This is a genomic window from Schnuerera sp. (assembly GCF_035459645.1).
Taxonomy (GTDB): domain Bacteria; phylum Bacillota; class Clostridia; order Tissierellales; family Tepidimicrobiaceae; genus Schnuerera.
In genome coordinates this window covers 1-1,656 of sequence record NZ_DATHXO010000481.1, presented here as the reverse complement: position 1 = coordinate 1,656, position 1,656 = coordinate 1, and the positions used below count along the sequence as shown (strand labels likewise).

Sequence of the window (1,656 nt, the reverse complement as noted above, 5' to 3'; positions counted from 1 at the left end):
AAGAACCTGTGTACCAAGTCCAGCCACCTCTTCCCAAATGTTGAGGATTAGTATAAACATCTGCTGCTACTACATAAGGTTCTACTTTGTATTTAAAGGCTTCTATTTGAGTTCTAGAGTGATTTATTGGATTGATAAGGTTGAATAGGTTATGAGCCTTATCCCCTTCTCCTAACATGGCAAAAGCTTTGATTACCCAAGTGGCAGCATGAGTATACTGACCTCCATTTTCTCTGATTCCTGGTACATAAGATTTTATATATCCTGGTTCTTGCTCTGAAGAATCAAAAGGCGGTGTTAATAATGCAATAATACCTTCCTCTTCATTGATCAGATATTTTTCTACAGATTCTAAAGCTTGTTTTGACCTTTCTTCATCTCCTAAAGTAGAAATAACCGACCAAGATTGAGCTATGGAGTCGATGGTACACTCACTATTTTCCTTAGAACCTATAGGTATACCATCATCAAAGAAAGCTCTCTTGTACCACTCCCCATCCCAAGCACTAGTTTCTAAAGCGTTTTTCAACTTCCCAATCGTATTTTCATATTTCTTTGTTCTATCAAAGTCTCCTACCATATTACAAATAGGTATGAAATCCTTAATCACTTTAGCTATAAACCATCCTAGCCATACGGATTCTCCTTTTCCTTTATACCCTACTTTGTTCATACCATCGTTCCAATCTCCTCCACCCATAAGGGGTAGCCCTCTTTCTCCAAAGTTTAAAGATTTGTCAATTGCTCTAATACAATGTTCATATACTGTACCAACATCCTCAGATATTTTAGGCACTTCATATCTTTCCTCTTCTTCTTCCTGTAAAACAGGGCTTTCTATAAAGGGAATTTTCTCTTCCAAAATACTATTGTCACTAGTAACCTTAATATATTTTGCTACTCCTAAAGGCAACCATAGTAAATCATCCGAGTATTTGCTCCTAATTCCTTTATGAACTTCGCTATCTGGTATTGGATGCCACCAGTGTTGTATGTCTCCTTCTCTATATTGATGTTTACAGTTTCTTAAAATTTGTTTTCTAGTAATCTTAGGCATATGGTAGACAGCATTTATTGTATCTTGCATCTGATCCCTGGCACCGAAAGCGCCTCCTACTTGATAATATCCAGCTCTTCCCCATATTCTGCAAGCAATAGTTTGATACATTAACCAGTAGTTCATCATATAATTCATAGTATTATCTGGAGTTTTAACTTTAATTGTAGATAACGTTCTATTCCAAAATTCTTTTAGTTCTCTTAGAGCATTTTTAGAAACTTGAATATTTTTATATTTGTTTATCAATTCATAACCTTTTTCTATATCACCCTCCTCTCCTAATAAAAATACTATCTCTTTTTCTCCATTTGGCGGAATTACTATATCAACCTTTATAACACCACATGGATTATATCCAAATCCAACATTGTTAGACAACTCTTCTCTTCTAATTCCTTCTGGTTTTTCATAGTTAGGATATACTCCTAAAAATTCCTTTCTATCTCCAGTGCAAGATTGTATCTTTTCAGAGGAAGCCATAAACAAAGTGCCATCTTTAAACTCACTATTAGTTGAATTTTTAATTAAAAATATATTGTCTTTCATTTCTGTTTCCAATAGTCTTTCAGTTTCTTCGTCAGTAACTCCTAATACAG

General features: G+C 34.7%; 1 protein-coding gene. It reads right to left on the bottom strand.

The window, feature by feature from the left end:
* On the bottom strand, positions 1-1,656 hold a 1,656-nt coding region (locus VK998_RS11335; protein WP_414713604.1), incomplete at both ends, for a GH36-type glycosyl hydrolase domain-containing protein.